Origin of the sequence: Shewanella sp. SM71 (assembly GCF_025653905.1) — a bacterium.
Classification (GTDB): domain Bacteria; phylum Pseudomonadota; class Gammaproteobacteria; order Enterobacterales; family Shewanellaceae; genus Shewanella; species Shewanella oncorhynchi.
The window spans coordinates 271,720-278,877 of the sequence record NZ_JAKKRW010000002.1 but is presented as its reverse complement, the minus strand read 5'-3'; the positions used below and the strand labels follow the sequence as shown (position 1 = coordinate 278,877).

Here is a 7,158-nt window from a genome sequence, read left to right as displayed (position 1 = left end):
ACCTTGATCGCTGTGATATATCACATTCTCAGGCTTACCCCTTAACTCAAATGCCATTTTCAAAGCTTTACAGGTCAGCTCACTATCTGGTGATAATGACAAAGCCCATCCAACAGGTTTGCGGGAAAATAAGTCTAAAACAACGGCTAGATAGGCCCAGCGATTACCGACCCAAACATACGTCACGTCGCCACACCACACTTGATCTGGTTGAGTTACTGCAAACTGTCGATTTAGCGTATTGGGGATTGCAACATGCTCTTGTGTCGCTTTCCTATAAGAATGCTTAGGCTGCTGACAGCTTAATAACCCAAGCTTTTTCATTAGATTACGGGCTCGATAACGACTGAGACCAATCCCTTTATTAGTCACTAATTGCGCTATCGTTCGAGCACCGGCAGAGCCATGACTAATATGATGTGCGGCCTTCACTTCACTGCATAAAATAGTAAAGTCTGCATCAATATGTTCTTTTCTTTTTAGCCAATACTTATAGCTACTTCGATGTACTTTGAATGCATTACAAATTGTGAGAATAGAGTGGCTCTGCTTGAGTGCGCTGATTAGCGTAAATTGTTCATCGAGTCTGACATCAAGAGAGCGGTAGYCTTTTTTAGGATAAGATTGTGCTCCTCAAGACGAGCTATTTGCTTCTTCAGCTCACGGATTTCAATTTGTTCAGGGGTAATCGGAGATGCTTTTGGTGTGCCACCCTGGCGTTCTAGTTTTAACTGTCTCACCCATTTATCCATAGTGGACTTACCWACGTTCATCGCCTTTGCAGCTTCGATGATGCTATGGTTTTTATCGAGGACTAATTGGGCTGCTTCAAGTTTGAATTCAGCACTAAATGTTTTTCTGGTTGTCGATCTCATGTGTTCACCTAAAGTCATCTACGAGGTAATAATATCACCTCTATTTAGGTGGCCAAAATTAGTGTGCCACTACAGGAGAAACTGGGCGCGGTTTTGCCGTAGTCGCGGACGAAGTTCGCAACCTTGCATCGAGGACACAGGAATCCACCAAATCCATTGAAATCATCATCACGAATTTATCTTCCGGTTCAGCTAAAGCTGTAGATGTAATGAATAGTGCACAGAAGCAAGCGTTAATGATAAAAGAACGGATCGGAGAAACTTCTGATGCGTTTGCAGATATCATCCGCGTTGTTGATCAAATAAAAATCATGAATGGAGATATTGCCCGCGCTTCAGAAGATGAAAAACAAGAGATGGCACATATAACTTACAGCATTTCAAATATTCTAAAACAAGCCAAAATAAATCAGCAAGCGGGAGAGTTAGCACAAACATCACAGCAACATCTGGAAGAACAAGTGGAGATGATTGAGGGGTTACTAAAGCAATTTAGAACCTAAAGTTACTGCGCTCTAGGAATAAAAAATAGCGATAAACATTATGAGTCTATCGCTATTTTATTGTCTTGTAATTCCTGCGTGCTAATCGAACAAAAACACGCTTAAATGCAGCTCATCTAAATCGTCCTAAGCCACAGTATTCAAGATGCGGCAATGGATTACTTAACGATTTCCATCTCAGCTAATAAATTGTCGGCATGATCTAAATACTTCATTACCCACAGCATATAACGGCTGTCGACATGAATAGAACGGTTAATCTCGTTATCAAATGCCCAACCGCCGATAATGCTTTCATACACACCGTCGAACAATAGGCCGACGAGTTCAGCGCGGCCGTTTAAGGTCGGTGAGCCAGAATTTCCGCCAGTAGTATCTAAAGTTGATAAAAAGTTTACTGGTACAGAATCTATTGATTTCATATAGAAATCACCATATTGCTCCTGCTTAATCAGCTCTAACTCTTTCTTTGGTGCATCGAATGGGTCAACACCTGTGTCCTTTTGCACTATGCCTTCAAGGCGAGTGAATGGCACAGCCACTAAACCGTCTTTTGGCGAGTAGCCTTTCACATGACCAACCGTGACACGTAAGCTTGAGTTAGCATCAGCATACACTGGCTTACCTTGCTCTAGGTTGTAAGCAATAATGGCATCCATATATTGCGGACGCACCTTCATTAGTTCACCCGCTAGTTCTTTTTCTTTCTTTTCTTCAGCCATATCTGTGTCATACATAGCGACAGCGAATTGAATGAAAGGATCTTTAGAGGCTTTAAAATCGGCAACGGATTTATCCATCCACGCCAGACGAACATCTTTCTTACCTAACTCAGTTTTGGCGTACATTTTATCTAAGGTTTTCGAAAGCTTAGCTTCACTAAACTTTTTATCGATACCAAAGGCTTTATCCAACGCGGGTAGGCGCTGGTCTTCTGGCAGTGCGGCGTAGCGTTTTAGCATGTCGAGCAATACCGCTTTATCAACGCTTGGCGCATAACGACGGTCAATACGCTCCATGCTGGCTTTTAGACGTGTCATATCACGATCTTGGAAGCCCGGTTCACGCTGCATATCTGGCAGTTGTTTCTCGTTCGCGAGGCGATATAAGCTGCGCGCCGTCGGCAACATAGTCGTGCTGCCTATGTAGCTTAAGATCATGTCACGCTCTTGATGCGTCTTGCCTTTGGCAATCAAGGCATCTAATTCCGCTAAGGTTTTACCGTATTTCGCTTCACGACTGCTGTCTTTGGCTATCCACGCCGCCAGCTTAGCTTCGAGGGCTTTACGGTCGGCCAACATGGTTGATTTGCCGTAAAACTCGATCATAGAAGTGAAGTTTTTCGCGTAATTTGCCAGACCTGCGATTTGACTCTCGTACTTAATACGCTCGTCGCTGCCCTCTGGCGCGGTTTCTTTAATGATCTCTATAAAGCGTTCACGCAGCATTTTGCCTTCGGGATAAGCCCACTCAAACTCATTTTGAACTTCAGTGGCTGTGCGATATCTGTTGGTGCGACCTGGGTAGCCTGCCACCATCACAAAATCCCCCTCACTCACGCCTTTAGCCGATACTTTTAAGAAACTTTTTGGCTCATAAGGCACGTTGTCAGCACTAAATTCTGCGGGTTTACCCGCTTTAGATACATAAGCACGGTAGAAAGAAAAATCGCCTGTGTGACGTGGCCACATCCAGTTGTCTACGTCGCCGCCGTATTTACCCACGCTCGCGGCTGGGTTATAGACTAAACGCACATCACGGATTTCCAGTTGTTTAACCAGATAATATTCGAGACCACCGTGAAAGCTATACACTTGGCAACGGTAACCATCTTCTTTTTCACATTCAGCAACTAAGGCTTTTTCCTGGCTTTCAACGCCTTGATAGAAGGCGCTGCCCACTTTACCTTCAAGCCCGTTTTTAACTCGCTCAGTGACATTAGTGACATCTTCAGTCACATAGACACGTGAGCCAGGGGTCGCAGGTAATTCATCGGCGAAGGTCTTAGCTAAAAAACCATCCTGCAGCAGATTTTTCTCAGGAGTGGAGTTGTATTGAATCGCCCCATAGGCACAGTGATGGTTAGTCACGACTAGGCCCTTTGGCGATACAAATGATGCAGTGCAACCGCCAAGGCTTATCACGGCATTCATCGGGAATTCGGTGAGTTTAGAAATCGATTTTGCATCAATTTCAAGGCCTTTTGCTTTCAGCTCATCAGCCATAGCAGGCAGTTGATGGGGCTGCCACATACCTTCGTCAGTCTGTGCGCCAAAACTAGCGGCCACGGCAACTGTGAGTAACCATTTTTTCATTGTGTTAAGTCCGTTTTATGTGAATGAAGCCACGCGCAAGCTGGGCCATTTTCTCGTTTTAATAGCGTTGTTTTAATTTTAAATAACTGTGCTAAAACCCAGCATCACTCGCTTTAAAACCTAAAAAGCAAAAAGTCAGGCCGGGGCCTGACTTTATCACATGCGACACTCTCTATAACAGACTCTGAAAAACTCGCTTACAAAGCAAATACATTTAATCAAAGTTACTCAGCCGCGTTGGCTAAAAAGCCACACCTATCGCAATGAATTAGATCCCAACAAATAGTTGGGCACCCACAATCACGGCACCTAACAAGCCTGCAATAACTAACGCAACAGATCCGCCAGACACTTGATAACCCCCAAGCTGCGACTGACGTTGACGCAGTGCCATAACAATTGGCAAGAAGATGATCATCACGACCAATGGTACGGCCGCAAATCCCAGTACCGCCACAAAGCCTTCAGGCAAATACAAGGCACACAAAACAGGCGGAATAAAGGTCAGTAACCAAGTTTGAATACGGCCGGCAAACGTTTCTTTGGCGCGAGTTAATTCGGCGATAAAGTCATATAAACTTAAGGTCACACCGAGGAATGAGGTCACTAAGGCTAAGTCAGCGAATAATGAAATACATTTGCTGATCCAAGGTGTATGAGCAATATCCTGTAATGCCGTGACGAGTGAAGGTAGTGAACCTTCAAAACTATTCACCTCATATCCGCCTACTGTGCCTAAAGTCACCAATAACCAAAGCACATAACAAGCAAGTGGGATAGTCGAGCCGATTAACAACACTTTACGCAGTGATACTGCATCGCCATCGAGATAACGCACTAAAGTGGCGATACAGACGTGGAAACCAAACGAAGTAAACACTACGGGAATTGCCGCCATCCAATTGCTGGTCATAGACTCGGCAATCGCGCCCGTTGCCATGCTAGCAAGACTGACTTCGGGCAATAAAAATAATACCACCACCACGAGCAATAGAATCATTAACGAAAATAGGAAACGTGAAACTTTATCGACCCAAGCAACACCTAGCGCCGCAAAGCCACCGAGCACCAGTGTAAATAACAACACTGCGACTTGATTATCGAGCACGATATCGAACATGTTCTTCGCTTTAAGCACTAATAACGAAGAGCCGCCGGTGAGATAAGCCGCGGTCAAGGCAAATAATAAACTCAGGAAAGAAGCACCTTGAATTATTTGACCTTTTTTACCCAGTAACTTACCCGTAATAGCATGCACGTTATCCCCCACGCCAGTGCGTAAGTTAATTTCGAGCATAAGTAATGAGGTATAGGCGGACACGCCCCAAATAACGACGAGTAACACTAAAGCAGGGATAATACCTAAAGCCGCTGTGGCTAAAGGTAACGCTAACATACCTGCGCCAATGGCCGTCCCGGCAACGATGGCGATCGAGCCTAACATTTTTGAATTCACACAATAGTCCTGTTCAATAATTAATTATTATTTTATTTGAGTAAGATTTGAACCGATAAAGCCTTGCGTCTTAAATCGAAATAAGCGACACATCACTTAAAGCATCCAATCAGATCTCGACCTAGCAGATCAATTGGCCCCAATAGCTTTTGAATGTTTCAACCCAGTAGCCATTGAGGCTAACTAAATCGATTATTGAAAAATGGCATGACTTTCAATTGTGATAGCCCAAATTAATGTACCGATATAAGCATCGATTAAATAGATAGTTTGGGACATTAACAGAGCCAAACCCAGTGGGCAAGCCAGTTGTGAACAAAGAAGGGTAGCAAACGGTACGGTAACAACTTAATAGCGCTGTGATAAACGAAAATATACAAGCCAACAAAATCGCTACCTTTGTTGAGAATACCTGTAATCTTGTATTAGGCTCGAATCAAAATAAAGCCGGTCTTTTTCCATCCGATGCAGACAAAAAGGGCTTAAACACAGCGAATATGTTTAAGCCCAATCACATCATGTTGAGAATTGATTAACTCAAAATGTTAATTTACAGCTCAGTCCACGCCATAGCCCAAGAAGCGCCAACACCTGGCTCAAATCCTGTGGCAGAAGCCGACCACTGCACGCAATAGCCGCTATAAGGGAATGGCTTACATTGATACACTTTGCCATTTTTAGGCTGTAACACTGTAGTACCTGCAACGTAACCTTTCACGCCTGCTGGGAATACAAAATCAGCTTCTGGTGCAGGAGCTTGATCCTTTAAGAAGAGATCAAAGTTCTGCTGAATAACATCACCTTGTTTAGGCTCAGCTTTTACCTGCAAATGATAATGCCCAGCTTTAGGCTCAACAACGTCTAACACTAAGCTAACACTAGTATTGTTAACAGTTTGGCTCACAAAACCTGACGCTGTGCCATCATGGCTAAACAAATACGCTGACACTAGCATCTCAGCGTTACTGGTTACATCAAAGCTGACCTTCGCCGCACCATCGATAATTTGATAATCGTCGGCAAGTGAAGTGACTTCTAAGCTGTTGCCCGGAGCAGGAGCTAAATCAAATCCCACTTCGACACGCTCAATACCTGAGTTTTTCGCTGTAAAAATGTCATTTTTGCCATACACAGGCTCAATCACACCCGATGCATTTTTTTGTCCCGCTTTTAACTGGGACTGCTGGGCGTTAATCGCGCTCGCTAATAGGAAAGGCCAATTTTGTTTATCACCTTGAGTCGCATCGCTAATGGTAATGACTGTTTGCTTAGCCGCTTGCTCACCATTGGCGTCAAACACCCGGGTCATCACTTTATCGCCTGCTTTTAGATCGAGTGACGGATTGATATCCCCCACATCTTGCCATTCACTCGGCACAACAGGACCCGAGCCCAAGTTCACATCGATAGCATTGTAGAAACTATTCGTCGTATCTCCAACTTCCCACACGGCCAAGATCACTTGATAACCACTGCGACCTTCTGGCACGTAGCAGTCATGGGTCACTAACTTAGGCGGCTGTTCCATACCACCATCAACTACGCAAAAGGGGGCTAAGTCAAAGCTCGCTCGGCTCAAAGCTTGGTTTGGGTTCCAATCTTGGCGAGTTAAATAGTAACGCCAATTACGGGTGACATGATTTGCTGTGAACTGCCAACTGAACTTATTCCAGCCCGCTTTAATATCCGTCTTTGCCCAACGGCTCGGACTTTGTTCATCCAAAGGTGAAAAAGCACCATTGCCAGCACTCGCCAATTTGCCATCAGCAGGACCTGATTCAGGAAACCCCGATGGCCCCTCAACACTTTGCGGCTCCCATTGCACCGCGCCACAATTGGCATTTTTACCTGTTTTACAGGCATATGAACGCGATTCAGGTGCCACAACATAACCGTGCGCCTGCGCAGAGATACTCACAAACGCATTCGTCGCCATTACTGCCGCGGCCAATAAACTCAATTTAGAAATAGGGGAAAAAACAGTAGGATTTGCCACTTTAATGCACTCC

General features: G+C 44.6%; 3 protein-coding genes and 2 pseudogenes. 1 reads left to right on the top strand and 4 read right to left on the bottom strand.

All coding sequences use genetic code 11. The features are described from left to right. Positions 1 to 875: pseudogene (locus L5L97_RS03680) on the bottom strand (IS3-like element ISSba5 family transposase); the annotation flags it as partial. Between the two features lie 77 nt (positions 876 to 952). Between L5L97_RS03680 and L5L97_RS03675 the strand changes: the two are divergent. Beyond that, positions 953 to 1,378: pseudogene (locus L5L97_RS03675) on the top strand (methyl-accepting chemotaxis protein); the annotation flags it as partial. A gap of 158 nt (positions 1,379 to 1,536) precedes the next feature. Here L5L97_RS03675 and L5L97_RS03670 read toward each other — a convergent pair. The 3 genes from L5L97_RS03670 to gbpA all read right to left on the bottom strand — a co-directional run bounded on the left by L5L97_RS03670 (position 1,537) and on the right by gbpA (position 7,145). Further along, positions 1,537 to 3,693 carry a S46 family peptidase gene (locus L5L97_RS03670; RefSeq protein ID WP_263183304.1) on the bottom strand — a complete coding sequence of 719 codons (2,157 nt, stop codon included), beginning with the start codon at positions 3,691 to 3,693 and terminating at the stop codon, positions 1,537 to 1,539. A 268-nt stretch (positions 3,694 to 3,961) separates the two neighbouring features. Beyond that, a complete protein-coding gene (locus tag L5L97_RS03665) occupies positions 3,962 to 5,137 on the bottom strand; it encodes an aromatic amino acid transport family protein (RefSeq protein ID WP_263183312.1) in 1,176 nt (391 codons plus the stop codon). Positions 5,138 to 5,699: 562 nt separating this feature from the next. After that, a complete protein-coding gene (gbpA, locus tag L5L97_RS03660) occupies positions 5,700 to 7,145 on the bottom strand; it encodes an N-acetylglucosamine-binding protein GbpA (RefSeq protein WP_263183301.1) in 1,446 nt (481 codons plus the stop codon). Positions 7,146 to 7,158: the final 13 nt, after the last annotated feature.